The 24367-nt window shown below is 60.0% G+C and carries 26 protein-coding genes; 7 read left to right on the top strand and 19 right to left on the bottom strand.

What is annotated here, in order from left to right; all coding sequences use genetic code 11:
• Nucleotides 1-74: 74 nt before the first annotated feature.
• Nucleotides 75-1091 carry an NAD(P)-dependent oxidoreductase gene (locus tag VE934_RS07115; RefSeq protein ID WP_324885793.1) on the top strand — a complete coding sequence of 339 codons (1017 nt, stop codon included), beginning with the start codon at nucleotides 75-77 and terminating at the stop codon, nucleotides 1089-1091.
• 189 nt (nucleotides 1092-1280) lie between these two features.
• Here the strand turns inward: VE934_RS07115 and VE934_RS07110 are convergent, their stop codons facing one another.
• The 4 genes from VE934_RS07110 to VE934_RS07095 all read right to left on the bottom strand — a co-directional run bounded on the left by VE934_RS07110 (nucleotide 1281) and on the right by VE934_RS07095 (nucleotide 6939).
• Entirely contained in the window at nucleotides 1281-4214 is a 2934-nt protein-coding gene (locus VE934_RS07110; RefSeq protein ID WP_324885791.1) for a valine--tRNA ligase, read from the bottom strand.
• A gap of 81 nt (nucleotides 4215-4295) precedes the next feature.
• Nucleotides 4296-4487 (bottom strand): DUF2783 domain-containing protein, encoded by a 192-nt coding sequence (locus VE934_RS07105; RefSeq protein ID WP_324885789.1) that lies wholly within the window; start codon nucleotides 4485-4487, stop codon nucleotides 4296-4298.
• Nucleotides 4484-6229, bottom strand: a complete 1746-nt coding sequence (locus VE934_RS07100; protein WP_324885787.1) for an FAD-dependent monooxygenase — start codon at nucleotides 6227-6229, stop codon at nucleotides 4484-4486. The genes VE934_RS07105 and VE934_RS07100 overlap by 4 nt, the downstream gene beginning before the upstream one ends.
• 65 nt (nucleotides 6230-6294) lie before the next feature.
• Nucleotides 6295-6939, bottom strand: coding sequence for a VOC family protein (locus VE934_RS07095; RefSeq protein WP_324885785.1), 645 nt, complete (start codon nucleotides 6937-6939; stop codon nucleotides 6295-6297).
• Nucleotides 6940-7093: 154 nt separating this feature from the next.
• Between VE934_RS07095 and yaaA the strand changes: the two genes are divergently transcribed.
• The 4 genes from yaaA to queF are packed head-to-tail and all read left to right on the top strand — an operon-like array spanning nucleotide 7094 to nucleotide 10501.
• Complete coding sequence (gene yaaA / locus VE934_RS07090) at nucleotides 7094-7870, top strand: peroxide stress protein YaaA (protein ID WP_324885783.1); 777 nt, start codon at nucleotides 7094-7096, stop codon at nucleotides 7868-7870.
• A 28-nt stretch (nucleotides 7871-7898) separates the two neighbouring features.
• Complete coding sequence (locus VE934_RS07085) at nucleotides 7899-8735, top strand: 2OG-Fe(II) oxygenase (RefSeq protein WP_324885781.1); 837 nt, start codon at nucleotides 7899-7901, stop codon at nucleotides 8733-8735.
• A gap of 51 nt (nucleotides 8736-8786) precedes the next feature.
• Nucleotides 8787-9677, top strand: a complete 891-nt coding sequence (locus VE934_RS07080) for an alpha/beta hydrolase (protein WP_324885779.1) — start codon at nucleotides 8787-8789, stop codon at nucleotides 9675-9677.
• Entirely contained in the window at nucleotides 9674-10501 is an 828-nt protein-coding gene (gene queF / locus VE934_RS07075) for an NADPH-dependent 7-cyano-7-deazaguanine reductase QueF (RefSeq protein WP_324885777.1), read from the top strand. The genes VE934_RS07080 and queF overlap by 4 nt, the downstream gene beginning before the upstream one ends.
• A gap of 26 nt (nucleotides 10502-10527) precedes the next feature.
• On the opposite strand, the gene VE934_RS07070 is transcribed toward queF, so the two are convergent.
• The 12 genes from VE934_RS07070 to VE934_RS07015 form a co-directional block, all read right to left on the bottom strand.
• Nucleotides 10528-11232 carry a hypothetical protein gene (locus tag VE934_RS07070; protein WP_324885775.1) on the bottom strand — a complete coding sequence of 235 codons (705 nt, stop codon included), beginning with the start codon at nucleotides 11230-11232 and terminating at the stop codon, nucleotides 10528-10530.
• Nucleotides 11229-11453, bottom strand: coding sequence for a hypothetical protein (locus VE934_RS07065; protein ID WP_324885773.1), 225 nt, complete (start codon nucleotides 11451-11453; stop codon nucleotides 11229-11231). The genes VE934_RS07070 and VE934_RS07065 overlap by 4 nt, the downstream gene beginning before the upstream one ends.
• Nucleotides 11454-11573: 120 nt before the next feature.
• Entirely contained in the window at nucleotides 11574-12431 is an 858-nt protein-coding gene (locus VE934_RS07060) for an enoyl-CoA hydratase-related protein (RefSeq protein ID WP_324885771.1), read from the bottom strand.
• 25 nt (nucleotides 12432-12456) lie between these two features.
• Nucleotides 12457-12756, bottom strand: a complete 300-nt coding sequence (locus tag VE934_RS07055) for a hypothetical protein (RefSeq protein WP_324885769.1) — start codon at nucleotides 12754-12756, stop codon at nucleotides 12457-12459.
• Nucleotides 12757-12853: 97 nt separating this feature from the next.
• Nucleotides 12854-13324 carry a tetratricopeptide repeat protein gene (locus tag VE934_RS07050; protein ID WP_324885767.1) on the bottom strand — a complete coding sequence of 157 codons (471 nt, stop codon included), beginning with the start codon at nucleotides 13322-13324 and terminating at the stop codon, nucleotides 12854-12856.
• Nucleotides 13325-13457: 133 nt separating this feature from the next.
• Nucleotides 13458-13928, bottom strand: a complete 471-nt coding sequence (locus VE934_RS07045) for a tetratricopeptide repeat protein (RefSeq protein ID WP_324885765.1) — start codon at nucleotides 13926-13928, stop codon at nucleotides 13458-13460.
• Between the two features lie 95 nt (nucleotides 13929-14023).
• Nucleotides 14024-14557, bottom strand: a complete 534-nt coding sequence (locus VE934_RS07040; RefSeq protein ID WP_324885763.1) for a DUF2937 family protein — start codon at nucleotides 14555-14557, stop codon at nucleotides 14024-14026.
• Nucleotides 14558-14623: 66 nt separating this feature from the next.
• Nucleotides 14624-15358, bottom strand: coding sequence for an anti-sigma factor (locus VE934_RS07035; RefSeq protein ID WP_324885761.1), 735 nt, complete (start codon nucleotides 15356-15358; stop codon nucleotides 14624-14626).
• Nucleotides 15359-15443: 85 nt separating this feature from the next.
• Complete coding sequence (locus VE934_RS07030) at nucleotides 15444-16055, bottom strand: sigma-70 family RNA polymerase sigma factor (RefSeq protein WP_324885759.1); 612 nt, start codon at nucleotides 16053-16055, stop codon at nucleotides 15444-15446.
• A gap of 126 nt (nucleotides 16056-16181) precedes the next feature.
• Nucleotides 16182-16832, bottom strand: a complete 651-nt coding sequence (locus tag VE934_RS07025) for a plastocyanin (RefSeq protein ID WP_324885757.1) — start codon at nucleotides 16830-16832, stop codon at nucleotides 16182-16184.
• Nucleotides 16833-16866: 34 nt separating this feature from the next.
• Complete coding sequence (locus VE934_RS07020; RefSeq protein WP_324885755.1) at nucleotides 16867-17310, bottom strand: group 1 truncated hemoglobin; 444 nt, start codon at nucleotides 17308-17310, stop codon at nucleotides 16867-16869.
• A gap of 34 nt (nucleotides 17311-17344) precedes the next feature.
• The gene (locus tag VE934_RS07015) at nucleotides 17345-18274 is read right to left on the bottom strand and encodes a DUF3034 family protein (RefSeq protein WP_324885753.1); all 930 of its coding nucleotides are present in this window, start codon (nucleotides 18272-18274) and stop codon (nucleotides 17345-17347) included.
• 197 nt (nucleotides 18275-18471) lie between these two features.
• On the opposite strand from VE934_RS07015, the gene VE934_RS07010 reads away from it, so the two are divergent.
• Together VE934_RS07010 and VE934_RS07005 are read left to right on the top strand one after the other, a co-directional pair.
• On the top strand, nucleotides 18472-18984 hold the full coding sequence (locus tag VE934_RS07010; protein ID WP_324885751.1) for a c-type cytochrome: 513 nt from the start codon (nucleotides 18472-18474) through the stop codon (nucleotides 18982-18984).
• Nucleotides 18985-19078: 94 nt separating this feature from the next.
• Nucleotides 19079-19534, top strand: a complete 456-nt coding sequence (locus VE934_RS07005; RefSeq protein ID WP_324885749.1) for a DUF1569 domain-containing protein — start codon at nucleotides 19079-19081, stop codon at nucleotides 19532-19534.
• Here the strand turns inward: VE934_RS07005 and VE934_RS07000 are convergent.
• From VE934_RS07000 to pbpC, 3 genes are all read right to left on the bottom strand, one after another.
• Nucleotides 19531-20763: a DNA polymerase IV gene (locus VE934_RS07000; protein WP_324885747.1), complete on the bottom strand. Its 1233-nt coding sequence runs from the start codon at nucleotides 20761-20763 to the stop codon at nucleotides 19531-19533. The genes VE934_RS07005 and VE934_RS07000 overlap by 4 nt on opposite strands.
• 59 nt (nucleotides 20764-20822) lie before the next feature.
• Nucleotides 20823-21974 carry an alpha-hydroxy acid oxidase gene (locus tag VE934_RS06995; protein WP_324885745.1) on the bottom strand — a complete coding sequence of 384 codons (1152 nt, stop codon included), beginning with the start codon at nucleotides 21972-21974 and terminating at the stop codon, nucleotides 20823-20825.
• Between the two features lie 86 nt (nucleotides 21975-22060).
• Nucleotides 22061-24367: a penicillin-binding protein 1C gene (pbpC, locus tag VE934_RS06990; RefSeq protein ID WP_324885743.1), complete on the bottom strand. Its 2307-nt coding sequence runs from the start codon at nucleotides 24365-24367 to the stop codon at nucleotides 22061-22063.

The following is a 24367-nucleotide window of genomic DNA, read 5'->3' as shown; positions in this document are numbered from 1 at the left end:
GCGTTGCTGAGACAGAACGGCAACTAACGAGAATAACAAACAAAGCCAGCGGTGGCCCGCAAAGGGGAACTTCCTTGGACATATTACTTCTTGATGCATTGGTGCCCGAAGCCATGGCATGGCTTGAGACCCGGCACAGTGTGGAATACCGTCCTGAACTGGCAGATGACCTGACTGTTTTGCGCAAAGCCGCATATAAAACACGTGGCATCGTGTTCCCAAGGCAAACCGTGGTGACACGGGAGTTTCTGGATTTTCTGCCCAAGCTCAAGGCTGTAGGTCGCCTTCACGTGGGGACAGACAACACGGACCTGGAGGCCTGCAATGAGCGCGGCATCAAGGTGATTCATGCCAGCAGCGCCAACGTCCGGTCCAATGCAGAGTATTTACTCAGCAGCCTGTTGCTGCTGTATCGCCGGGGTGTTGTTTCGGCTTTGATGGGGCGCCGTCACCCCAGTACGCAAATGGGGCGGGAATTACATGGAAGTACTGTCGGCATTCTCGGCCTGGCGCCCACCGCGCATACGCTGGCGGGCATGCTCACTGGCCTGGGCGTGCGGCTGATAGGGTATGACCCGGCGATCCACCATACGGCTCCGATTTGGGAGCGCTTGCGTATTCAGCCTGTCACATTGACCGAGCTGGTCAGCGAGTCGGATGCGATCTCGGTGCAGATGCTTTATGCAACGCGTTTTCGGGGCTTTGTAAACGAAAAGCTGCTGGCCGCCTGCAAGCGCGGGCAACTGTGGGTGGGCATCAGTCGCAGTGCCTTGTTTGACGAGACGGCCCTGGCCTCGGCCTTGTGCGATGGCCGCATCGAGGCCTGCATTCTGGATGGGGCCGAAGATAATTTCACCGGTGAAACGTCCCCGGTCGCTGGCCTGAAAAACCTGTTCATCACGCCTCGCCTGGGTTCCCACACCCGCGAGGCGCGCTTGCGCTCCAGCTGGTACGTGGCTCATCGTATCCATGAAGCGATCTCGGCAGAGCAACGCGGGTCAGACTATGTGCCCAGCGCGCCCATGGACATGGAGCTGCCCGGCGGAGGCACGCCATCGCAGTGGTCTGAGCCGGAGTTCATGATCCGCTGATGTCGCCCCCACGGTCGCTCACTGGTGTGTAGCTCCCTGCCCCCCAAGGGGGCCGCTGCGCCTGCGGCCCGGCGAAGCCGGTTCCGCGGCCCCGGCTGGTAAAGAGGGATGCTCGCTTCGCATCACGCTCAACTCAGCATTAAAAAAGCCCCGCGAGTCGGGGCTTTTTTTTTGCGTGCGGTTCGTTGCCTATTTCAGGCGTGCGAGCTGTTCGCGGATCTTGGCCAGTGCCGCCTGGTTATCGGCCAGGCGCTTGCGTTCCTGTTCCAGCACGGCTGGAGGCACCTTGTTGACGAAAGCTTCGTTGGCGAGCTTGGTGTCGGACTTGGTGATTTCTCCTGTCAGGCGCGCCTCTTCCTTTTGCAGGCGAATTTTTTCTGCCGCCAGATCGACTTCCATGTAGAGGCACAGGCGCGCTTCGCCGACGATGGCGACAGGCGCGGTCTGTGCGGCAGCAGCCCAAGTTGCTTCGTCGTCGAACACCTTCACCTCGCTCAGCTTCGCCAGTGCCTTCAGCACAGGGGCGACTCCTTGCATAAAGGCGGTGTCACCAAGCACATAAAGCGGCAGGCGTGTTGCCGGCGACACCTTCATCTCGCCGCGCAGGTTGCGGCAGGCGTCCACCAGTGTTTTCAGTTTGGCAACGTGCGCCTCGGCGGCCTCGTCAATTTTTTCAGGCTGGCTTTGAGGGTAGGCTGCCTGTCCAATGAGTTCCACCTTCTTGTTGCCGGCAACCAGCGAAACCTTTTGCCAGAGCTCTTCAGTGATGAAGGGAATCAGCGGATGGGCCAGACGCAAAATGCCTTCAAGTGTGCGAATCAATGTGCGGCGTGTGGCGCGTTGCTCGGCGGGCGTTCCGTTCTGAATTTGCACTTTCGCAATTTCCAGATACCAGTCGCAGAACTCGTCCCAGACAAACTGGTAAATGCTGCCGGCAACGTTGTCGAGACGATAGTCGGCAAAACCTTTGGCAACATCGGCTTCCACGCGCTGCATGGTTGATGCAATCCACCGATCTGCCTGCGAGAAGGTGAGGTAGTTGTGAAACTCCTCGCCCGGTGCGCACTGGGCTTTGGTATGTTCTGCCAGGCCGCAGTCCTGCCCTTCGCAGTTCATCAGGGTGAAGCGCGTAGCGTTCCAGAGCTTGTTGCAGAAGTTGCGATAACCTTCGCAGCGTTTACTGTCAAAGTTGATGCTGCGGCCCAGGCTGGCGAGTGATGCAAAGGTAAAACGCAGCGCGTCGGCGCCATAGGCCGGAATGCCGGCGGGAAACTCTTTCTCGGTGTTCTTGCGCACCTGCGGGGCAGTCTCCGGCTTGCGCAGGCCCTGTGAACGCTTGTCCAGCAGCGGTGCCAGCTCGATGCCGTCAATCAGATCAACCGGGTCCAGCACGTTGCCTTCGGACTTGCTCATCTTTTTGCCCTGCGCGTCTTTCACCAGGCCGTGGATGTACACATTGTGAAAGGGCACCTGGCCCGTGAAATGCGTGGTCATCATGATCATCCGGGCGACCCAGAAGAAGATGATGTCGTAGCCGGTGACCAGCACGCTGGAGGGCAAAAAGAGATCAAGCTCTTTGGTTTTCTCGGGCCAGCCCAGTGACGAGAAGGGAACCAGCGCTGACGAGTACCAGGTGTCCAGCACGTCGGGGTCACGTGTCAGTGTCTTGCCTGGTGCCTGAGCTTGTGCAGCGGCCTCGTTTGCGGCCACATACACCTTGCCATCTTCGTCATACCAGGCCGGAATCTGGTGGCCCCACCAGAGCTGGCGCGAGATACACCAGTCCTGGATGTTGTTCATCCACTGGTTGTAGGTGTTGACCCATTGTTCGGGCACAAACTTCACCTCGCCGCTGCTCACCGCATCGCGCGCTTTTTGTGCAATCGATTTGCCCGTCGGATCTTGCTCGCTGACCTTGCTCAGCGCCACAAACCACTGGTCGGTCAGCATGGGTTCGACGACTGCGCCGGTGCGCGCACACACGGGCACCATGTTTTTATGAGGCACGGTTTTTTCGAGGAAGCCTTGCGCTTCAAGGTCTTTCAGAACGGCTTTGCGGCAGTCATAACGGTCCAGCCCCTGGTACGGCGCCGGTCCGTTGTCGTTGATCTTTGCGTCCAGCGTGAAGATGGTGATCAGCGGCAGCTTGTGGCGCAAGGCCACCTGGTAGTCGTTGAAGTCATGTGCGCCGGTGATCTTCACGCAGCCGCTGCCGAACTCTCGATCGACGTAGTCATCGGCAATCACCGGGATTTTTCGGTCACATAAGGGGAGGTCGACCATCTGGCCGATCAGGTGTTTGTAGCGCTCGTCCTCGGGGTGTACGGCCAGCGCGCCGTCGGCCAACATGGTTTCCGGCCGCGTGGTGGCAATGTGCATGCCGCGCAGCAAAGAGCCGTCAGCTGCCTTTTGCGGGCCGTCGCTAAACGGGTATTCGATGTGCCACATGAAGCTGTCGCGCTCTTCGCTTTCAACTTCAAGGTCAGACACCGCGGATTTGAGAACCGGGTCCCAGTTGACCAGTCGCTTGCCGCGGTAGATCAGGCCTTGTTCATACAACTGCACAAAGGTTGAGGTGACCACCGTGGACATCTTGGGGTCCATCGTGAAGTACTCGTGCTTCCAGGCCACCGAGTCGCCCATGCGGCGCATCTGGCGGGTGATGGTGGTGCCTGACTCTTCCTTCCACTCCCACACCTTCTCGGCAAACTTTTCGCGGCCCAGGTCGTGGCGGCTTTGGCCCTGGCCTTGCAGTTTGCGTTCAACAACAATTTGCGTCGCGATACCGGCGTGGTCGGTACCGGGCACCCACAGGGTGTTGTGGCCACGCATGCGGTGGTATCGCGTGAGCGAATCCATGATGGTCTGGTTAAAGGCGTGGCCCATGTGCAGCGTGCCGGTCACATTGGGCGGCGGCAGCTGGATGGCAAACGAGGGTTTTGCAGCTTCGAGCGTCGGCTCGTACAAGCCGTTTTGCTCCCACAGCGGGCTCCAGCGGCTTTCAATGGCAGCCGGCTCAAAAGACTTGGCCAGGCTGTCCAGACCCGGAGTGGGGACGGAGACCCGCGCATCAGAGGCATCAGCGGCAGGGTTGGCGGGCACGGGTTTGGCAGAGTCGGTCATGGGCAGCAATGAAAAACGGCATCTGGGGAGATGCCGCTGGGTGGGAGACAGTTGCCCCGATTTTATTCGACTGAGGCCTGTCTACTTCGATTCGGTGGGAAGTGCCGCCTCAATGCAGGCCCGCAGCACCCCGGTGTCACCCACCTGGTTGGCCAAAATCAGAATCAACCGGGCATTGAGCAGTTCGGATTCCTCCCGGCTCAGTCCCTGGTGGGCATCGAGCAGGCACTCGTAAAACGCATCGGCATCCTGGAAGTGCAGAGCGCTTTTCATGTGGTTTCTCCTTGCAGCCCCATGGCGGTGCTCACGGCGCGCACCAGCGAGGCATCGACGCTCTCACCTGTGGCTGCCACGTAGCTGTCAGGGCGCAGCAGGGCCCAGGCGTGGCCGAAAACGTGGCAGGTGGCTTGCAAATGGCCGTGTGTGTCGACCACGTGTTCAACAGCAAGCGCTCGCTCACCCGGGGCCAAAACCTGCACGCAGCGCAGGTCGGCCTGCGTGCTCAATGCCTCTAGCCGGGCAGCTGCGGCCAGGGGGAGGCCGCCAAAGACCAGCACCAGCAGGCGGCCATCTGCCCAGCGCAGCAGATCGATCAGTTCACCCGCTTGCCCGTTCGCCCATGAAAAGCCGACATTTTGCGTCGCCACGCCGGCAGTTTTGTCACACAATGGGCTGCGGGAATAGATATTGGGCACCGACATCCGGCCCGTATTGACCAGTTGCCGGGCAAAGGCATGTTGGCGCGCCAATCCCAGTGCTGCCTTGCGAAACAGCCGCTCCGCCCCGTCGGCAGGCCGCAGGAAGCGTGCGGTACGGTTGGTCACGAGTACGTTTTGCTGGGCTGCTTCGTGCCGCTCCGAGTGATAGCTGTCCAGCAAGGAAGCAGGAGCTCGCCCCTCCTGCACAGCGGCCAGCTTCCAGGCCAGGTTGTCGGCATCTTGCACGCCGGAGTTGCCCCCGCGCGCGCCAAAGGGGCTGACGACGTGGGCCGAATCGCCCACAAAAAATACGCGGCCGTGGCGCAGCTCGTCCAGGCATTCGGTGCGGTAGGCATAGGGCCCGACCCAGACAATTTCGCATTCATCCTGTCCCAGCGTGCGCTTGAACTGGGCATTCAAGCGGGCTCGCACCACTTCTTCCCGGCTCACCTCTTTGGGGTCGCTATCGGGCGCCATCTGGTAGTCGATGCGCCAGACGCCATCGGCCATCAAGTGTTGCCAGACCGCGCGGTTTTCATTGAAGGGAGCTTCGATCCAGGTGTGACGCTCCACCGGCGGTTGCTCCTTGAAACGCACGTCGGCAATACACCAGCGGTCATCACCTTTTTTGGCGGTGACAGCGGCGTTGCACCAGGCGCGAAAAGGGCTGCGCGCGCCGCTGCAATCGATCACATGGTCTGCCTGCAGCGTGTAGTTGCCGGCTGGTGTGCTGACACACAGCGTCGCAAATTCTGCGCTCTGCGTCAGGGAGGTCACCCGGTTGTTCCAGCGCAAATCAACGCAGGCTTTGCGCTGGTTGAGCTCGGCAATTCTCTCGACGAGAAAACCCTCGATGTAGAACTGCTGGATGTTGATGAAAGGCGGCTCTTTCCCCATCGAGTGTGTGTTTTGCTGCCGCAGGTCAAAGGCGTAAACCTCGTCATCGCCGGCGAAGGTGCGGCCCACGCTCCACTGCACCCCCTTGGACGCTATTCGCTCGTAAATGCCCAGCCGCTTGAAAATCTCGAGCGTTTTCTGCGCGTAACAGATGCCGCGCGAAGACGCCCCTTTGACACCCACCGTGTTGTCTTCGTCGAGGAAAATCGCGCGTACGCCACGTTGAGCCAAAGCGCAAGCCAGGCTCAGACCAGCAATGCCGGCGCCCGCGATGACGATGGGGTAGCGCCGGACTTCTCCACATTCCAGATCGGGTGGCGCCACGAAGGGGTATTCAGGCAGCGTGTAACCACTGCCCTGACTGAACTCGTAGCCATTGCTGAATGCTGTCTGGGCATACGCTGTTTGCTGGTTGGGCATGATTTAGGCTGTTTGCCCTTTATTTACGGGCGCTGGCTGCTATCAAAATAATAGTTGGCGTAGTTCTAGGCGGCAGGCGTTCCGGAGATTTCCGGTCTGTCATTTTGCTGCGGCTTGAGTGCACCGGCCGCCAGCCCGGCGGCCTTGTCCTGCCGCCATTGCTGTTTGCGCGCGGTCCATTCAGCCAGACGGGCGTGTGCGGTTTTGCTCTCTTCCAGCATTTCAAATTCATCAGCCAGTTGCGCCGTCAGCTCCAGCCGCACGCCGTTGGGGTCAAAGAAATAAATGCTTTTGAAGATGTGGTGATCGGTGACGCCCAGCACTTCCACGCCCTCGGCTTGCAGGCGCGCTTTCATCACGTTCAGCTCAAGCTCTGTGTCGACCCGAAACGAAATGTGGTTGACCCACAGCGGCGTGTTGGGCGAGGGCATGGCCGCTTCGTCATCACCCAGGTCAAAAAACGCGATGAACGAGCCGTCCTGCAGGCGAAAAAAGAAGTGGGTGTAGGGGCAGTACTCACCGGTGCTGGGCACGTAGTCGCTCTGGATGATGTGGTACAGCGGCAGGCCAAGAATGTCTTCGTAGAAATGCCTGGTTTCCTCGGCATCTCTGGCGCGGTAGGCGTAATGGTGCAGCTGCTGAACGGGCGCCGGCGCTGGCAGAAGCGACAAGGCAGAGCGCACGGCTTCGGGTTGGAGGGGGACATTCATGACGGCTTCCTGTTTACCTATTCATAACGCATTTACTATATCGTAATTGTTGGTGTGAGCAAAGAGGCCGCTGGCGCAAAAGCTGCGGGGGCGCATCCTGGGCAAAATATCTACCTGTCGTAAAGTCAGGCTTTTGTCGAATAACTCCGAGTCCATGCTTTTCCTCATATCCCCTGCCAAATCCCTGGACTACGACACGCCGCCCCAAACTGCGGCCCACACCCAGCCCCTCTTCAAGCGCCAGTCCGCTGCTTTGATTGATGTACTGAAGACCCAGACAGCGTCGCAAATCAGTTCCTTGATGAAGCTGTCAGACGCGCTGGCTGGCCTTAACGTCGGGCGCTATCAAGCCTGGTCACCCAAATTCACCGCCAAAAATTCGAAGCAGGCGGTGCTGGCTTTTAACGGTGACGTGTACGGCGGCCTGCAAGCCAAAACCCTGGGCGAGAAGCAGCTCGCATGGGCACAGCAACACGTCTGCATCCTCAGTGGCCTCTACGGCGTGTTGCGCCCCCTTGACTGGATGCAGCCTTACCGGCTGGAGATGGGTACCGCGCTGCCCACCCCGCAGGGCAAAAACCTGTACCAGTTCTGGGCCTCGCACATTGCCAGCTATCTCAATGAGCGCGCGGCGGCAGACACCTCGCCGGTGATCGTGAATCTGGCGAGCGAGGAATATTTCAAGGCCGTTGACCTGAAGGCCTTGAAGCCCCGGGTGGTGAGCTGTGTTTTTGAAGAGTTCAAAAACGGCACGTACAAAATCATCAGCTTCAACGCCAAACGCGCGCGCGGCTTGATGGTGCGCTACGCGATTGAAAACAAAATAGGCAGTGTCAAAAAGCTGCAGAGCTTTGATGCCGAGGGTTACCGTTTTGACCCTGCGGTCTCGGCGCCAGACAGACTGGTTTTCCGTCGCAAGCAAAGCGCCTGAGACCAATCCTCTACCAAATAAACAAGCCGTGCCCGCGCCAAATACCCCTAGCAAGACCAGCCAGGTCATCACGCGCGAGCTGCACGCGTGGATTGCTGCGGAAAGAGCGCAGGGTCATGGTCACGACACCATTCTTCAGGCCATGCTCTACGCCGGGTGGGAGCACCAGGTGGCCGCCGAAGCCCTGACTTCCACGCCACCCCCGCCTTTGCCTGTGCCGTGGCCGGAGCTTGCTTCGTCCCACATGCGGCTCGACGGCGGGGACAGGCTGGTCGAGTTGACAACGGTGATGCGCGAGCCGGACATCATCGTGTTTGAGAACCTGCTCAGTGCCGGGGAATGCGAGGCGCTGATTGAGGCGGCCCGACCCCGCTTGCACCGTTCGTTAACCGTATCGGTCGAAACCGGCGGTGAAGAGGTTCACAAAGACCGCACCAGTGAGGGCATGTTTTTCACGCGGGGTGAAAACGCATTGACCCAGCGTATTGAAGCGCGCATCGCCAGGCTGCTGGAGTGGCCGATTGAAAACGGAGAGGGCCTGCAGGTGCTGCGTTACCGGCCCGGCACCGAGTACAAGCCGCACTACGATTATTTTGATCCGGCCGAGCCCGGTACCCCGGCCATTCTGGAGCGTGGTGGCCAGCGTGTGGCGACACTCATCATGTACCTGCAGGAGCCCGAGTCGGGTGGCGCAACGGTTTTCCCTGATGTGCGCTTGCAGGTGGTGCCCAAACGCGGGCATGCGGTTTTTTTCAACTACAGCCAGCCGCATCGTTGCAGCCAGTCCCTGCACGGCGGCATGCCGGTGCTGGCTGGCGAAAAATGGATTGCCACCAAGTGGCTGCGTGAAAGCGTGTTCACCTAATGTTAGTGACGAAATCGGGGCTCTGCCCATAAATGACGGGAATAGTTTGCTATGAAAATCAGAGCTAACGGAATAAATGTCGAGGTTGAGGACAGCGGCGGTTCCGGCCCTGCCGTGCTGCTGATCATGGGCCTTGGCATGCAGTTGATTGCATGGCCGCCCGAGATGGTGCAGGCCCTGGTGGATGCGGGCTTTCGTGTCATCCGGCTGGACAACCGCGACATCGGTCTGTCCGACAAGTTTGACCACCTGGGCCATCCCAACCTCGTGTGGGAAAGCATCAAGTACAAGCTGGGCCTGAGCGTGAAGGCCCCTTATTTGCTGCAAGACATGGCGGCTGATGCGCTGGCTGTGCTTGATGCCTTGAATGTGTCCGAAGCGCATGTGGTGGGTGTCAGCATGGGCGGCATGATTGCGCAGCGCGTGGCGCTGGCCGCGCCCCAGCGGGTGCTGAGCCTGACCAGCATCATGAGCTCAAGCGGCGCGCGCGGCTTGCCGCAAGCCAAGCCGCATGTGATGCGTGTGCTGATGAGCCGGCCCAATGGCAAAGACTCGGCCTCGGTGCTGGAGCATTACGTCAAGCTCTTCAAGGCGATTGGCAGCCCAGGCTTTCCGGTCGATGAAGCACTGCTGCGCGAGCGGATTTCTGTCGGTGCCAGGCGCGGGTTTCATCCGGCAGGCACTGTTCGGCAAATGGTGGCCATTGCGGCCGACAGCCGCCGTGCAGCCGAGCTCAAAACCCTGCGCCTTCCCACGCTGGTGCTGCATGGCAAGGCTGACCCGCTGGTTCCTTTTGCCTGCGGCGAAGACACCGCGCGGCGCATCCCCGGCGCCAAGCTGATCGGCATCGAGGGAATGGGTCACGACTTGCCGCCCGGTGTGGTGCAGCGCCTGCTGGAGCCCTTGGTGCCTCACCTGAAGGCTGCAGGAGCCGCGGTATGAACAGCCCTGAAAAATCCCAGCTGGGCAAGGCCTCGGCGTACGTTGACCAGTACGACGCATCGCTGCTGTTTCCGATTCCGCGCGCCGTCAAACGTGAAGAACTGGGGCTTACGGACGCCTTGCCTTTCATGGGGGCCGATATGTGGACGGCCTATGAGCTGAGCTGGCTCAATCTGCGCGGCAAGCCGCAGGTGGCGCTGGCGCAGATCACCGTGCCCTGCGAGTCACCCAACATTGTTGAGAGCAAGTCCTTCAAGCTTTATCTCAACAGTTTCAACAACACAAAGTTTGTGGACGCGCGTGAAGTGCGCGAGCGTATTCGCGCCGACCTCAACACCGCAGTGGGTGCTGCGGTGGGCGTCAAAACCCTGGGACCCGAGCTGTTTGACCAGGAGCCCGTGCATGAGCTGGACGGTTTGAACCTTGACCGGCTGGATGTGGAGTGTCTGCACTACACACCCGCGCCGGAGCTGCTGTTTGCCGACCATGAAGAGCCGGCAGTCAGTGAGACCCTGGTGTCCAACCTGCTCAAAAGCAACTGTCTGGTCACTGGCCAGCCCGACTGGGGCAGTGTGCAAATCCGTTACGAGGGCGCGCCGATAGATCAGGAAGGGCTGCTGCAATACCTCGTGAGTTTTCGCAACCACAACGAGTTTCATGAGCAGTGTGTGGAGCGGATCTTCATGGATGTGTGGACGCGCTGCCAGCCGCTCAAACTATCGGTCTACGCGCGATACACGCGGCGTGGCGGACTGGACATCAATCCCTTTCGTACCAGCCATCCGCAAGGGCTGCCGGCGAATGTGCGGACGGCGCGGCAGTAGGCGGGTGGGGTTTCAGGCTGCATCGCTTACCGGGGATCTTTAAGTCGTTGATGGATCTCGGGTAGAGTGGTTTCATAGTTGAACCCGTTCTGCCCGGGGGTCAACGCCATTCCGACCCGGGCGTTGAGCCAGTTAATCAAGCTTGTACGCTCATCTTGGTGACTCAACGGGTCGTGCGTACGGCCAGGTACTCGCACCACGGTCAGCTTGGAAGGATCAGCTGTGAACTTGCGTTCAAAGCCGACATTGCTGATGTTGTTGTTTCCAAACATGACCCAAGGATCAAACTCTTCCAGCGATTGCCACATAGGAATGGATGCATTCCACTTCCACGTGTGCTCGTAAGTGTCCTGTAGACCCTGTTTGACGCAGGCTCCGCCGACGATTTGCGGGTCGGACGTATTGATGGAGTAGGTCGTCCTGCATCCTTCGCTGTGGCCGCTGATAATGATCGGCAGTTTCGTTTGTGTCTTTAGCCAATCGACTACGCGCATGACGTCGTCGGCCCGGGCCGCGAGACGTGCCGGGTTAATTGCTTGGTAAATTCCCTCGCGAGATTTTTCACCAGAGGATCGCCGGCTCTCCTCCTCGGTACCGCCAGCGCATCCCAACTTGTTGCCGTCACGCCCGGAAAAGTCGGGGGTGACTACTGCAAAACCCTGTCGGTAGTAGAACTGGGCGACGGTCGTTTCCCATCCCCACTGACCGCCGCAACCGTGGTTGTAGATCACGACCCCACGTAGACTGGCAGGCGGCAACTTTTTTTGAGAAGAATTTCAAATTTTTCCCTATAAGTTGCGCCAAACAGGGGGAGGAAAAAGACGCTCCGACGGAGCACGTTGTCTGCATTTTTTTTGTCGTAGGCGGGCGCGTCCTTCCATTGTTGTGCCAGACCAAGCTGTGGAAGTAGCAGCGCGAGAAGAATCATTTTCCTGATCAGGTTGGAGAGCATGGAGACCTTTTCGAAGCTGTGAATAAAAGTCATCAGAACGAATGTTTGTACACTCGTTCGTCGAGGAAACTACCAGATATTTGAGTTTGTAAAGTGACCGACTGCAATTGATGAGCAAGGCTATAGCCCCATTTCATTGAAAAATTTAAGCGGTGGCAGCGCGCTAAACTCGCCCGCCCGCTTTTCTTTCATTGCGGTGACAGCCTCGCGCACATGCTGGTTGCTCCAGATCGCGCCCTGCAGCCAGCCCATTTGTTTGAGTGCGTCGTCCACCGAATGGTCACGGGTGTAGTGGATGGCCTGCTTGGTGCCCCAGATCGCCACCGGCGGCTTGCTGGCGATTTCTTTGGCGCATTGCAAGGCGCCAGCCAGCATCGCTTCGGGCGTGTCGAACACCTCGTTGACCAGGCCGTAGCCGAGCGCTTTGGCGGCACTGAGACGACGCCCGGTGTAGGCCAGCTCTTTGACCACGGCCAGCGGTATCAGCTTGGGCAGGCGCTGCAGGGTGCCGACATCGGCCACCATGCCGATGTTGATTTCCTGGATGCAGAAGAAGGTGTCCGGGGTCGCATAACGAATGCAGCAGGCGGTCACCATGTCGACAGCGCCGCCAATACAACCACCCTGAATGGCGGCAATCACCGGGATGCGCAGCGTCTCCAGTTTTGTAAATGTGGCCTGCATGTCGGCCAGCATGTCAAAGATCGCGGCGCGGCCTTCGGGGCTCTGGTCGTCCATGGCGATGGCGCCGCTGAAGGTTTCCAGCGCCATGCCTGCGCTGAAATGTTTGCCCGTGCTGGAGATCACCAGTGCGCGGGCTTGTCCTTCCTTGTGAATGTGGGTCAGCGCCTCATCCAGCTCGCGCCAGAAGGTCGGGTGCATGGTGTTCATCGCTTCAGGGCGGTTGAGCACCAGGTGGGCAATGTGATCGGTGGTGGTGAGGCTGAAGCAGGTCAGGGGGCAGGTGAGTGGGTTCATGCCCGCCAATGTAAGCCAGATGCGCTCAGGTCACCAGATCAAGCCAGTCACACCTGAGACGTTGCGTGGCATGGGCACGCGCCCGGAAGCGGGCATACAGCACGGGCATCCACATGCCGAACAGACACAAGGGGTAGGCCCACGGCGCTTCAAATGCAAAGGCCGGCAGCCAGCCTATCCAGCCCATCATCCAGAGCGTCAACACGCCTTCCCACGCATAACATTCCAGCGGCTGGGCCGCGTGGTGGGCCGCGCGCCAATTTTTCAGGCGTTCAATTTGAGCCAGTGAGATGTGCCGCGGCGGGTGGGTGACGGGGTTTGACATGAGAACCTCCATGGAGGAAGGTTCACTGTAAGTTTCGTGAAAGGTGTTGTCAACACCGTTCAGCCCCGTTTTTTGCTCCGGACGCGGCGGCTATGAACTATTTGGCGGCTGGCTTGAAGTCAGCGACCGCCTTGGCCAGGTCTTTGGTTTCTTCGCAGGTGGCGCAGATGGCCTGCAGCTTTGCGAGCTGGGCATCCGCCTGGGCTTTCTGACCGGTTTTCAGGTAGGCGATGCCGGAGTATTCCAGCGCGCCCTTGTGCTTGGGGTCCAGGGCCAGGGCCTTGTCGTACGCGGCAAAGGCTTCGTCGTACTTGCCCAGCCAGCGGTTGGAGTAACCAAGGAGGTTGTAGGCGTCAGCATTTTTTGGATTTTTGGCCACAACCTTGTTAAAGCTGCTTGCCGCCCCGGCCCAGTTTTTTTCTGCCAAAGCCTTTTTGCCCGCTGCAAAGTCGTCAATCCGCGCGTTTTCAACGGGCGTTGTTGGGATGTCGGCGGCCAGTGTTGCGCCTGTCAGGGCTAGGGCCAAAAGGGGCAGGGCTACAAAGTTGCGGATGGAAAAATTGGTCATATCGGGCTCCTTGATGAATTTAATGTCATGCGCTGCGAATCAGCACATAGGAGAAACGCCACAAAATCCAAAACAGATGCACCTGCCCGCATTTATTTGGCTCATAGCTTTGTCGGCAGTGCCAATTTGAGACTTATTTGGCAGCTGGCTTGAAATCAGCGATCGCCTTGGCCAGGGCTGTCGTTTCCTCGCAGGTGGCGCAGATGGCTTTCAGTTTGGTGAGTTGCGCCTGGGCTTTGGCTTTCTGGCCGATTTTCAGATAGGCGACGCCAGAGTATTCCAGCGCGCCTTTGTGCTCGGGATTCAGCGCCAGCGCTTTGTCATAAGCCGCAAAGGCTTCGTCGTATTTGCCAAGCCAGCGGCTGGAGTAGCCCAGCAGGTTGTAGGCATCGGCGTTGTCCGGGCTAACCGCCACCACCTTCTTGAAATTTCGCGCAGCCTCCGCCCAGTTTTTGGATGCGACGGCTTGTCGCCCGGCGGCAAAGTCCGCGCTCTCTTCATCTTCGACCGGGGCGGTGCGATAGTCGCGAGCCTGCCCCGCACCGGCAAAAGTAAGGCTCAGGAATATGCAGGCGACAAAGTTGCGCGTCAGGGGATTTTTCATTTGGAGTCCTCAAAGAGTTCTGCGGCCGTGACTTTACAGCGGCCACAAGTCAGCAATGTGAGAGAGGCAGACACGTTGCGCGCATTGTTCGCGGTCTAAAGTCCCCGGTGGCTCCGCGCAGAGCCTGCACCACGGCCGCGCGTGGCCAGGCCGGCCACGATCATCCACGTACCCAAAAAAACCAGCCAGACAATCAGGCCAAAAGAAACCGCAAATATCAGCCCGTCAATCGAGAGCAAAAACGAGGGCTGATAAATGGACCAGGTGGCCTTGAGGACCTCCGGGTCGGCATGCTGCAGCAGGTACCCGACCTGCTGGGTAAGCGTGCCGTTCAAGCCCTCAAACGCTTCCTTGAGCCGCAACGCCGCGTCTACCATGGCCTTGATGGCAGCGCCCTCGGCCTGGAATGTGGGGTCCGTGCTTTTAAGGTGATGCGCCACAAGAGCGTCCAGGCTGCCCTGATGCCTGAGATTGGCAATTTGTTGGAAAGGGGCGAGGTCCTGAACCACCTGACTGAGCTGCCCGCCAACGCGCTGGCGATACTGCGCCATAAAGCTCGGTGTCATTCCTCCACAAAGCACGCCCCCGATCAGAACGATCCGGTCAAGAAAACCTCGAACCAAGTTCATCGGGTGCGCCTGTGGTGAATGGAATGAAGTGTCAATGTACCCCAGAGGGCAGGCGTTCGGCGCATGTCACCACAACTTCGCGCAGTTGCCGCTGAAAACCACGGTTGTGCTCGGCGCGGTGGAGCTCGCGCTAGTTTCCAGCGTGACCACCAATTTGCTGACTTTAGACAGCAGTTTCTCGGACGTGTCAGGCAACATGGAAACAGCAGATCCGGTTGTGGGGACCGTACCCAATGAAAACGCTGGCCCGTTTGTCGGCACGGCCCACAGCATCAGCGTTCCGCTCGCCGGCGGCGTGATGGGCCCAATTACTTTGACTGTCATCGTTTTGCCGTGGCGCAGCGAGCTCACCAGCAGCTTGCCATTGCCTTGCGCGTCAGTCAGCAGACCGACATAACTCTGCGGAAGCTTTTCGCCAGAGTGCATGGCCGCCTGATCGCTGGAGATGAAGAGCCCGGGCGCGGTGACAAACAACAAACTTGCCGCGAAGACGCCAGCAGCCAGGCCACCAAAGCCAAAGCCCGCCGGTTTGAGCCTGCCCAGCCAACCCGCTTTGGCAGATGGGCTGGAAGCGGGACGGGTGCGCGCTGCAATGGCCGTCCACAAGCGCGGTGAAGGCTTTTGCGCGGGGACAGATACAGCCAGTTGCCCCAGGCGCGCCTCCCATTGGCTGACCAGGCTCCTCACATCGGCTCGGTCGTTGTGGAGTCGTTCAAAACGCCGCCGTGCGCCACCTGTCAGGGTGCCCAACACGTAGGCCGAGGCCAGGTGTTCCAAAAGTTTGGCATCGGTGTATCTCATAGTGATTGAGCCCCCACGCTGGTCGCTTCGCGTACTGCGCTGCCCCCCATGGGGGCTTTTCCCCCTTGGGACGGCCCGGCGGCGTTCACGCCACCACCCCCTGTGCCGCCAGACAGCCCTTGAGTTTTTCCAGCCCGCGCCGTATCCAGGCCTTGACGGAGCCCAGTGGTGCGCCCATCTGCGCCGCAACTTCGGTATGCGACAGGCCCTGGTAGTAAGCCAGAGCCAGGCTTTGCCGATGATTGCCCTCCAGGCCGCTCATGCAGTCATTGATCTTCAGGGTCTGCGTGGCCTGCTCCAGCAACTGCATGGCGCTTGGAGATTGAAGCGCACCCGTTTGCACGTCGTCTTCATCCAGGTCACCCGATTCGGGCAGCGCGCTTTCCCTGCGGCGCGTGCGGGCGCGCAAGGCGTCCAGCGCCTTGTTGCGAACGATGGCAATCAGCCACGTCATGGGTTGAATGGTTTGCCCGCCCACTTCACTGCGGTAGCCGCCAGCATTTTTCCAGATGCTCACATAAGCCTCCTGCAGCACATCTTCGGCCGCCTGTCCTTGTCCCAATATACGAACGGCAACACCAAACAGATGCAGGTGGGTGCGTTCATAGACTTGCGCGAATGAGGCGTGGTCCCCCTGCGCCGCGGCATAAAGCAGTGCTTCCAGGCTGTGGTGGGCAGTGCCGGCTTGGGGATTCATGCGGCTGAGTATAGGGAGTTCAGCCATTGGCTGAGCTCTCCCAGCAGATGCAGCAAGCGCATCCGGGAAGGCTACATCGTTGACGATGTGTCTAAGGCGCCGGAAATACCGCCGCCGTGACGCGCGTCAAACCCGGCGTCTGCGAGGCACCACGCTCAGTTGCATGGTGAGCTTGCCGTCTGCTGCACTGACCGAGGTTTGTTGCGGCGCAATGTCCAGCAACTGGTCTGCGTGCCACACCTTCACCTGCGCGCCGCCATCCGGAATCTGCTCAACATTGGCAATGCCGTCGGCACCCGTTAAAACAGCCCAGGGTGATTCGCTGACGTACACGTGGCCGCGCATGGAGCCATGGACGTGGCAGCCCAGCAGCACAGCCCCGGCTTTTTCAAACACGCCGTCCACGGACTTGCCAGGCTTGCCCTCCGGTTTGCCATCAATCCGCAGTTCAAAGCCACCCGAGTTGGCAGTGCTGAACTGCGCCAACCCGGCGGCTGACGCGCGCACGTGATGCTCCCAGGGGTCGTTGTTGACGAAGGCAGCTTTGGCGCCCACAGCGACCACACTGACCGCCGGGATAAAACGCATTTTTTCCTGCGTGATGGTGACCTGAGAAGGCAGGGCGGCTTTGGGTGCACCCTTGTTCACGGGCACCACAATCACCACCGCATCCGCGACGGGTTTGCCTTCTTTGTCAACCACCAGCACTTGCAGGTTGCCGGCCCAGGCGTGGCTGGCCAGGGCCGCGAGCGCCAAAGAGATCAGGGTTTTTTTCATGGTGTGGGGTGCAGGTTAGATAAAAGAGGAATGTTTAGCGAACGGTGATCGTGTCGCGGTGCATAGGGGCCAGCAAGGCCAGCATCTGGTTTTGCGTGCGGAAGGGGATGCCTTTGGCGTCCATGCTTTGCTGCAGCACTTCAACAAGCGCGTTGAAGTCTGATTTTTTGATGTCCAGATTGGCGTGTGCGCTTTTCATGTCAGCGCCTTTGTAAACGCAAGGGCCGCCAGCGAGAGAGCACAGCTGGTCCACCAGCTGCTCCTTGACCCGCTCCTGGTTCGATGGCTTGAAATGCGGGCCAGTGCGGGGGTCTGCCAGGAGGCGGACCATGAAGTCGTCCATCAATGTGACCAGGCCAGCTTTTTCGCCAAAGGCTTTGTACAGCTGGTCATTGCCCGGTGCGGTCTGGGCAAACGAAGCGCTGGCCATCAGTAAGCCCGCGCTAGCAAGCATGAGAGAGATAAGCGTTTTTTTCATGTGAGTTCCTTCGGTGTTGTTTGGTGGGGGCAGATCAGAACGCGAGCTGGGCTGAGAGGTAGTAGCCCTTTTGTTTGCGGCTGGCTGTCGTGGCCGGAACAATCACGCCCAGATCCACATAGGCCAGCGTGACCGACACATTTTTGTTGGGCGCCCAGGCGATAAAGATGTCTTTCCAGTCTTCGGAGCGCAAGCCATTGCCCAGGCCAGCTGCACGGCCAGCGGTCTCCAGCTTGTTGCGCATGGAGCGGTACTCAGCACCGATAGCAATGTTTTTATTGATCAGATAGGCCACCGAGATTTCGGGCTGCAGGCTGTAGCTGTTGTTGCCGCCGCCGCCAAGCGTGGCGCCGTAGCCCAGCAGCCCGTTCTGGTTGGCCTTGGTGGCGCGCAACGTGCCGTTGACCAGCAGGCTCTGACCCAGAAAAAGCTTGGTGGCGCTGACGTACAGGTCAACACCTTCACGCTTGGCACCCAGCGCGCGCAGCGTGCCGTCGAGACCGGTGGAGCCCAATGTCTTGTATTGCAGGCCGACGGCAATTTGCGGCATCAGGGAGTCGCTGTCCAGCACGGCATCACCCGCCACGCGGGCCTTGAAACCGATGATGTTCTGCTTCAGGTGCAGTCCCGGCAGCCCGAGAGCGGTGCCCGTGGCACGGGTATTGAAATCCTGCTGGGCCGCTGAAATTTCAAACCTGTCATGGATGCCAATCGCCGCGCCGACGATGTTCAGGCCGTAGTCTTTGGTGCCGGCGGTCGTCACAAAAGCAGAGCCACCAATCTCGCCTTCGGTCGCATTGCTGCCGATGACGGCCCAGGGCGTCAAACCGCCACCGGCGGCACCGTCAATGCTGCTGACGCCTCCGGTGAGTAACAACTTGCCGGTTTCGGCAAGGGCGGGAAGGCTGGCGCCTGCGCATATCAGGGCCGTGCACGTGGCGATGAGGGAGGGCGTGAATTTCATGGTGAATGGCCTCTAATGGTGAATAAAGGGGAGATGTAAAAAAGTGTGTCGTGCTGAATACGCACCCACCTCGACAAACGGATTCAACTTTTTTCAGCCCAACTGGACGCATCGGGTTTGGCGAATCCACCGCAGGGTTTCCTGCGTATCAGTTGAACTACGCAAAGCCTTCAACAGGCCTTTACTGAGGAGACCCCATGCCTATCGTTGTTTCAGGAAGCTGCATTCCGGCGGTCCCGGTCATGAGTGCCCGAGGTGTTTTCACCCGTTTTGAAAGCGGCCGACCCTTCCCCAAGGCACGGAAAAGCTTGTTGAAAGCGGTCGTTCTGGGAGCTGCAGTTTTATGTTTGGCAGTGCCCGTCTTGGCGCAGCAAAGCAACACGGGGCCCAGGGTCTGGCAAACGCCCGTTGCAGGCGATGTGTTGAAGGGGCAAGCGCTGTACACGGCGCGCTGCACCGCCTGTCACGCGGTGGACAGCAACAAGACAGGCCCGGCGCACCGCGGTGTGATGGGGCGAAGAGTGGGCAGCCTCAAGGGTTACAAATACTCTGACGAGATGGCCCAGTCACGCCTGCGCTGGACACCCCAGACACTCAATGCCTGGTTGCAGGACCCGGAAGATCTGGTGGCTGGTCAGCGCATGGGCTTTCAGGTGGAGGACGCCCAGGAGCGGGCCGACTTGATTGCCTATCTGGCGACGCTGAAGTAGACCCATACATACGCCCGGCGGCGGCTGATACCATCCCGCCATGCGCCGACGCCACTTTTTAATCAGTACAGCTGCACTTGCAGCAAGCCATTCCATGGCGGACCTGCCCAAAGTCCAGTCGCTTGATGACGCACTGCGCTGGCTCGACAAGCTGGAGCGCTCAGGCAGCGCGCGCAGCACCGGTGCCTGGCCGCTGGGTGCGACGCTTGCGCACATGGCGCAAAGCATAGAGATGAGCCTGGATGGTTTCCCCCAGCCCAAAAGTGCCGCCTTCCAGGCCACCGTTGGTGCAGCGGCCTTTTCGTTTTTTAAATGGCGCGGGCAGATGAGCCACAGCCTGAGCGAGCCCATCCCTGGTGCACCGGCTCTGGGCCAGGGCAGCGACTGGCGTCCTGACGCGCTGCGTTTGCGCACCGCCATCGCGCGCTTTGCAGTCCACGCCGGCCCCTTGAAGCCGCATTTTGCTTACGGTACGCTGGACAAGGCCGATTTTTCGCTGGCGCACACCTTTCACATCGCCAACCATCAGGACGAGATCGTACTGGCCTAAAACAGCTGGTCAGTTGCTACTGTTTCGGTAGCAAACTTTTCTCGTCGATCAAGGGCTGACTGGCTTTTTTGCTCAACAGGTGGCTCCTCCCCCGCTTTTGCAAGGCTGGCGGCGCGCACACCCAGCAACCGCAATTTTTTGCCCAGAGGCACGCGTTTGAGGCACAGACCAGCCAGTTTGCGTATGGTTTTGCCGTCGTCGGTGTAGGCGTCCGCGGTGTTGTCCCGCGTGGCGCTTTGAAAGTCTTCGTACCTCAGCTTGATGCCAATCGTGCGGGCCACGTAACCCTTGCGTTGCAGGTCATCGGCCAGCTTGTCGCACAGCTGGGTGAAGATGGCGCCCAACTCGGCCCTGTCCCGCACCGCGTGCAGGTCGCGGTCGAATGTGGTTTCGCGGCTGATGGACACCGGCTCGCTTTCGGTGACAACCGGCCGGTCGTCCCGGCCCCAGGCCGCCTCGTGCATCCAGGCGCCGGTAGCCTTGCCAAAATGTTTGATGAGAAAGGCTGGCTCCTGCGCGGCGAGTTCGCCTATCGTCTGGATCTGCAGGCTGGCCAGTTTCTCGCCAGCCTTGGGACCTATGCCGTTGATCTTGCGAACATTCAGCGGCCAGATTTTCTCCTGCAGGTCCGCCTCATAAACAACCGAGATGCCCTTGGGCTTGTTGAACTCGCTGGCCATTTTGGCAAGCAGCTTGTTGGGGGCCACGCCAACTGAACAAGTCAGGCCGGTCACGTCAAAAATCTGCTTCTGGATCAGGCGCGCCAGCACGCGCCCGCCCTCACGCTGGCCGCCGGGTACATCGGTGAAATCGATATACACCTCGTCAACGCCGCGGTCTTCCATCAGCGGCGCAATTGCCGTGATAGTGCTTTTGAACAGGCGCGAGTATTTGCGCACTTCTTCAAAGTCCACCGGCAGCACGATGGCCTGCGGGCACAGCTTGGCCGCTTTCATCATGCCCATGGCAGAGCCCACGCCAAATTGCCGCGCCGCATAAGTGGCGGTGGTAATCACGCCGCGTCCGACGTAGTCCTTGAGCAGGGGAAATTCGTGAACCGGAATGAAGCGCAATGCGCGCTCGGGATTGGCTTGCAGGGCGTCATCAACCTTGCGCCGGCCGCCACCAATAACCACCGGCAAGCCTTTGAGCTGCGGGTACCGCAGCAACTCGATGGACGCAAAAAATGCGTCCATATCGAGGTGTGCAATGCGGCGAATGCTGGTCATCCCGCAAGCATAGCCGCGACGGCCTGCGTGGACCGGCGTGGTTCAGGAAAGCTGATGTTTCAGGTGGGGAAGGTTCCCGGCAGCAGGATGGTTTTATCCACCGTCTTGATGTCGGTATGGCCGCAAAAGGCCATGGTGATGTCCAGCTCCTTGTGGATGATCTCCAGCGCCTTGGTAACGCCGGCTTCGCCCATGGCACCCAGGCCGTACACCATGGCCCGGCCTATCAGTGTTCCGCGTGCACCCAGGGCCCAGGCCTTGAGCACATCCTGGCCGGAGCGTATACCGCCGTCCATCCAGACTTCAATGTCAGAGCCCACGGCAGCCACGATGCCTGGCAGCGCTTCGATGCTGGACTGCGCGCCATCGAGCTGACGCCCGCCGTGGTTGCTGACGACGATCGCATCAGCACCGCTCTGCACGGCCAGCTTCGCATCCTCAACATCCTGAATGCCCTTGAGAATGAGCTTGCCGCCCCAGCGCTCCTTGACCCAGGCCACGTCGGCCCATGACAGGCGCGGATCAAACTGTTCGTTGGTCCATGCCGCCAGGGAGCGCATGTCACTCACCCCTTTGACATGTCCGACCAGGTTGCGAAAGGTATGGCGACGCGTGCCCGCCATGCCCAGACACCAGCGTGGTTTGGTCATCAGGTTGATGATGTTGGCCACGGTCGGCCGGGGCGGGGCGGTCAAGCCGTTTTTCAGGTCCTTGTGCCGCTGGCCAATGACCTGCAGGTCCAATGTGAGCACCAGCGCATTGCAGCCTGCCTTGCGGGCTCGCTCAATCATGGCGGCCATCGCGTCCCGGTCACGCATCATGTACAACTGAAACCAGAAGGGCGCTTGTGTGTGGGCGGCGACATCTTCAATAGAGCAGATGCTCATGGTGGAGAGGATGAAGGGGATGCCAAACTTTTCAGCGGCCTTGGCGGCTTTGATTTCGCCGTCAGCGTGTTGCATGCCGGTCAGCCCGACCGGTGCAATGGCCACCGGCATCTTGACGTTCATGCCGACCATTTGCGTTGCGGTGCTGCGGTTTTCCATGTTCACGGCCACTCGCTGACGCAACTTGATTTTCTGAAAATCGTCCGAGTTGGCGCGGTAGGTGCTTTCTGTCCACGAGCCCGAATCGGCGTAGTCGTAAAACATGCGCGGCACGCGTTTTTCCGCGAGCACACGCAGATCTTCAATGTTGGTGATGACGGGCATGGGGTCTCCTGATGGTTCTTGCTATGAAGAGCATGGTAGCGGGGACCCCGATGTGCGGTGTGAATTCCGCACTGGGCGGGCTGAAATTATTTTGAAGCGGGGCGGGTGCCGCCTTGCTGCGCTACTTTTTTCACACCAGCGCCGCGCACCTCGATGCGGATTTCGTCCAGCACTTCGGCCTTGTCTCCAATCAGTTGCACCGTGTGGCGGCCTGGCCAGGGTAACCACTGCGCCTGCGCACCGCGTGCAAACACTTTGCCGTCCATTTGCCAGCGCAGGTTGCGCCCCTCTGCGCTAAAGCTCAGGCGCTGCCGGTTAGGGGGAATGTCCGGGTCCAGGGCCAGGATGGTGCCATTGGCGGGTGCGGTGATGCGTCCTGCGGTCCCTGTTGGGGCATCTTTCAAGCCTTTTTGGCCTTCTGCCCTTTCAGGACGGGCGCTACCAGCTCCTGAATTCATAGCAACCAGGCTCTGCTCTGTGCCTTTGAGGAACCACTCGCTGCGCGGCGCTTCCAGTTGTTGGCCGGCTTGTGTGCCAAAACTTGTCCGGACTTGCACAACGCCTGGTGGCGGCAAGGGCGCGTGGCTTGGTTCGATTTTGTGCAGATGGTTCATCAGCGCCGCCCAGACTGGCGCCGCGCCGCTGGTGCCGCTGACATCCCACATGGGCGCACCGCTGGCATTGCCAACCCACACGCCCACGGTGTAACGCTGTGAATAACCTACGGCCCAGTTGTCGCGCATGTCCTTGCTGGTGCCGGTTTTTACAGCCGTCCAGAAACGGGTGGCCAGCACGCTGTCGGTGCCAAAGGTGCGCGCGCGGGCCAGTGGGTCAGACAGGATGTCGGTCGCGATGAAGGCTGCGCGACTATCGATGGCTTGCTTGAAAACCGGTTTGGGATTTGCGGCCACTGCCCAGGTGCTGAAGCGGCCACCGTTGGCAAGGGTCCGGTAAGCGTTGGTGAGAGAAAGCAGCGACACCTCGCTGCTGCCCAGCGCCATGCTGTAGCCGTAATAGTCGCCGGTTTCCCGCAAGGGCAGGCCCACCGCCTGAAGTTGCTTGTGAAAGGCGTCGGGCGAGACCATGACCAACGTGCGCACTGCCGGCACGTTGAGCGACGCGCCCAGGGCGGTACGTGTGGACACCAGGCCCTTGAATTGCCGGTCGTAGTTTTGCGGAATGTAGAGCCCGCCCGCTGTTTGAATTTGAGAGGACGAGTCATCGAGAAGTGATGCCGCCGTGATGCGCCGCTCGGCAATCGCCTGTGCGTACAAAAAAGGTTTGAGTGTGGAGCCGGGTTGGCGCAGTGCCATCACGCCATCGACATCAGCCGCGCCGCTCAGCACGCCCGAAGAACCTACCCACGCCAGTACTTCGCCGGTGGCGTTGTCCAGCACCGCAATGGCGCCGTCTTCCACATGGCGGCCGCGCAACTCGCGCAGGTGTTGGGTGAGGGTCTGCACGGCAAAGCGCTGCAGGGGCGCGCGAACAGTTGAAACTACCGTTTGTGCTGAGCTTGACCTGTCCTGAGCTTGACGAAGGGTCGAAGCCTTGGGTGCGGGAGACCCTTCGACGGGCTCAGGGCGAACGGTCATGGCGAGCAGCCGCCGCGCCAGATGCGGCGCCACACCCCCGTTGGCCTCAAAAGACCGGCGCTGCAACGCCGCGGTCGCAAACATGTCCAGTCCCTCGCAATCCACCTTGGCTGGTGCCTGCATGGTTTTTAAAACTCCGCAAGCCCGCTGCGCAACCTGCGCGGCCTTGGCGTTGGGCGCGCGTACCAGCGCGGCTGCAATCGCCGCCTCGCGTTCATCCAGCCCATGCGCCGCCTTGCCGAACAGCGTTCGACTCAGCGCATCAATTCCCACCATCTCGCCGCGAAAGGAAACCAGGTTGAGATAAGCCTCCAGGATCTGGTCCTTGCGCCAGCTCCGCTCCATCAATTGCGCCGCCACCGTTTGACCTATCTTCTGCGTGACGCTGCGCCCGCCTGCTGCCGCGCGCCAGTCGTCGTCAAGTAATCCGGCCAGTTGCATGCTCAGGGTCGAGGCGCCGCGCGTTTTGGTGTTCCACAGATTGCCCCAGGCCGCGCTGGACACGGCGCGCCAGTCCACACCGCTGTGTTCATAAAAGCGTTTGTCTTCACTCAGCACCAGCGCCGTGCGCAGCGCCGGTGAGACATCCGGCAACGCCACCCACTGGCCGCGCCGCACGGTGTTGTCGGTCCGCAGGCGCTGGATGACCTCGCCGTTGCGGTCCAGGATTAGCGTGTCAGAGGGGCGGAACTCGCGCTTTACTTCATCAAATGTGGCAATTGCCCAAGCAGGACGGGCGCAAGCAGCTATCAAAAGCAGAGCAATTGACGAGGATCTGATGGTCGTGCGTAAACCCAT

The sequence above is a fragment of the Polaromonas sp. genome, from assembly GCF_035638815.1.
In the GTDB taxonomy this organism is placed as follows: domain Bacteria; phylum Pseudomonadota; class Gammaproteobacteria; order Burkholderiales; family Burkholderiaceae_C; genus Polaromonas.
The sequence above is the reverse complement of the archived record's forward strand: the minus strand, read 5'-3'. Positions and strand labels throughout refer to the sequence as shown.

Bases quoted from the DNA above. Each gene is read 5' to 3' on its own strand.
- VE934_RS07110 (WP_324885791.1), bottom strand. From the start codon at position 4,214: ATGACCGACTCTGCCAAACCCGTGCCCGCCAACCCTGCCGCTGATGCC.
- VE934_RS07105 (WP_324885789.1), bottom strand. From the start codon at position 4,487: ATGAAAAGCGCTCTGCACTTCCAGGATGCCGATGCGTTTTACGAGTGC.
- VE934_RS07100 (WP_324885787.1), bottom strand. From the start codon at position 6,229: ATGCCCAACCAGCAAACAGCGTATGCCCAGACAGCATTCAGCAATGGC.
- VE934_RS07095 (WP_324885785.1), bottom strand. From the start codon at position 6,939: ATGAATGTCCCCCTCCAACCCGAAGCCGTGCGCTCTGCCTTGTCGCTT.
- yaaA (WP_324885783.1), top strand. From the start codon at position 7,094: ATGCTTTTCCTCATATCCCCTGCCAAATCCCTGGACTACGACACGCCG.
- VE934_RS07080 (WP_324885779.1), top strand. From the start codon at position 8,787: ATGAAAATCAGAGCTAACGGAATAAATGTCGAGGTTGAGGACAGCGGC.
- queF (WP_324885777.1), top strand. From the start codon at position 9,674: ATGAACAGCCCTGAAAAATCCCAGCTGGGCAAGGCCTCGGCGTACGTT.
- VE934_RS07065 (WP_324885773.1), bottom strand. From the start codon at position 11,453: ATGCTCTCCAACCTGATCAGGAAAATGATTCTTCTCGCGCTGCTACTT.
- VE934_RS07060 (WP_324885771.1), bottom strand. From the start codon at position 12,431: ATGAACCCACTCACCTGCCCCCTGACCTGCTTCAGCCTCACCACCACC.
- VE934_RS07055 (WP_324885769.1), bottom strand. From the start codon at position 12,756: ATGTCAAACCCCGTCACCCACCCGCCGCGGCACATCTCACTGGCTCAA.
- VE934_RS07050 (WP_324885767.1), bottom strand. From the start codon at position 13,324: ATGACCAATTTTTCCATCCGCAACTTTGTAGCCCTGCCCCTTTTGGCC.
- VE934_RS07045 (WP_324885765.1), bottom strand. From the start codon at position 13,928: ATGAAAAATCCCCTGACGCGCAACTTTGTCGCCTGCATATTCCTGAGC.
- VE934_RS07040 (WP_324885763.1), bottom strand. From the start codon at position 14,557: ATGAACTTGGTTCGAGGTTTTCTTGACCGGATCGTTCTGATCGGGGGC.
- VE934_RS07035 (WP_324885761.1), bottom strand. From the start codon at position 15,358: ATGAGATACACCGATGCCAAACTTTTGGAACACCTGGCCTCGGCCTAC.
- VE934_RS07030 (WP_324885759.1), bottom strand. From the start codon at position 16,055: ATGAATCCCCAAGCCGGCACTGCCCACCACAGCCTGGAAGCACTGCTT.
- VE934_RS07025 (WP_324885757.1), bottom strand. From the start codon at position 16,832: ATGAAAAAAACCCTGATCTCTTTGGCGCTCGCGGCCCTGGCCAGCCAC.
- VE934_RS07020 (WP_324885755.1), bottom strand. From the start codon at position 17,310: ATGAAAAAAACGCTTATCTCTCTCATGCTTGCTAGCGCGGGCTTACTG.
- VE934_RS07015 (WP_324885753.1), bottom strand. From the start codon at position 18,274: ATGAAATTCACGCCCTCCCTCATCGCCACGTGCACGGCCCTGATATGC.
- VE934_RS07010 (WP_324885751.1), top strand. From the start codon at position 18,472: ATGCCTATCGTTGTTTCAGGAAGCTGCATTCCGGCGGTCCCGGTCATG.
- VE934_RS07005 (WP_324885749.1), top strand. From the start codon at position 19,079: ATGGCGGACCTGCCCAAAGTCCAGTCGCTTGATGACGCACTGCGCTGG.
- VE934_RS07000 (WP_324885747.1), bottom strand. From the start codon at position 20,763: ATGACCAGCATTCGCCGCATTGCACACCTCGATATGGACGCATTTTTT.
- VE934_RS06995 (WP_324885745.1), bottom strand. From the start codon at position 21,974: ATGCCCGTCATCACCAACATTGAAGATCTGCGTGTGCTCGCGGAAAAA.
- pbpC (WP_324885743.1), bottom strand. From the start codon at position 24,367: ATGGGTTTACGCACGACCATCAGATCCTCGTCAATTGCTCTGCTTTTG.